The following is a 1505-nucleotide window of genomic DNA, read 5'->3' on the forward strand; positions in this document are numbered from 1 at the left end:
TCCCTCCAGCCCGAGGGTGTAGGCGACCCGGCCGGAGAGCACGGCGGTGGCGCTTCCGGTCAGCACGTAGCCTTCGGCGCCGCCGGTCGCCTCGTGCAGCCGCGGCCCGTAGTCCTGGCCGGAACCGCCCACGAACACCCCGGTGGGCGTGCCGCGCAACGAGGTCGGATCGATCTGTGCGCGTTCGAGCACCTCCCACGCGGTCTGCAGCAGAAGCCGCTGCTGCGGGTCCATGACCACCGCTTCACGCGGTGACACGCCGAAGAATCCCGCGTCGAATCCGGCCACGTCGTCGAGGAATCCGCCCTCGTGCGCGGTCGTCGTGCCCGTCCGGTCCGGGGACGGGTCGAGCAGCGTGTCCAACGGCCAGCCACGGTCGTCGGGGAATGCGCCGATGGCGTCGGTTTCACCGACCAGCAGCCGCCACAGCTGCTCCGGATGCTCGACACCGCCGGGGAACCGGCAGGCCATGGCGACGATCGCGATCGGCTCGTCGGCGGTGACGGCGGACGCCGGCGCACCGGCCACGGCGTCCGTGCCAGCCCCCGTGCCGACCCCCGTGTCAGAGCCCGTCTCGGACGGGGCGCCGAACAGTTCGGCCATGAGATACCGCACGACCGCGGTGGCCGTCGGGAAGTCGAAGACCAGGGTGGTCGGCAGCCGCAGCCCGGTGGCGGCGCCCAGCCGGTTGCGCAGCTCGACCGCGGCCAGCGAGTCGAACCCGAGTTCCCGGAAGGCCCGGTCGGCCTGGATCGACTGCGCTCCGTCGTATTTGAGGACGTCGGCGGCGTGACCGCGCACGAGGTCCAGCAGCGCCTGCTGCCGCTCGGATGCGGTCAGGCCGGCCAGCTGCGGCGGCAGTGCGGCGGAGCCGGCCGGCGTGGCCTGGCCGGGCCGGGCGGACTGACCGTCACCCTGCGTCACCAACGCGGCCTCGGGCAGGTCGGCGAACAGCGGCCGCCGCCTGGCCGCGAGGAAACCGGGCAGGAAGCCGGGCCAGTCGATGTCGGCGACGACCAGTGCCGTCTCGTCGTGGTCGACGGCCTCTCGCAGGGCTGTCAGGGCCAGCTCGGGGGCCATCTGCCGGATACCGAGCCGGCGCAGCCGCTCGGCGACGTCGCCGGACACCATGCCGCCCTCGGCCCAGGCACCCCACGCCACGGACGTCACGGGCAGCCCGGACGCCCGCCGCTGCTCGGCGAAGGCGTCCAGGAACGCGTTCGCCGCCGCGTACGCGCCCTGGGCCCCACCGCCCCACACGCCCGCGCCCGAGGAGTACACCACGAAGGCGTCCAGCTGGCGGCCATCGAGCGCCTCGGCCAGGTTCGTCGCGCCGGTGACCTTGGCGTCGAGGATCTCGGCGAGGTCCGCGACGTCGAGGTCCGCCAGCGGGGTCAGCTGGCTGACGCCGGCGGTGTGGACGACCGCGCTGATCACGGCGCCGTCGGCGTCGAGGCGGTCGAGGAGGGCGTCGACCGCGCCGCGGTCGGCGACGTCACAGGTGG

Annotated in this window: 1 protein-coding gene; it reads right to left on the reverse strand. The window is 74.2% G+C overall.

The features are described 5' to 3' along the window. Nucleotides 1-1505, reverse strand: a 1505-nt coding sequence (locus tag DD1DGNOD_RS26830; RefSeq protein WP_165036581.1) for a beta-ketoacyl reductase, incomplete at both ends; no start/stop codon positions are given.

This window comes from Candidatus Protofrankia californiensis, from assembly GCF_900634765.1.
Taxonomy (GTDB): Bacteria; Actinomycetota; Actinomycetes; order Frankiales; family Frankiaceae; genus Protofrankia; species Protofrankia californiensis.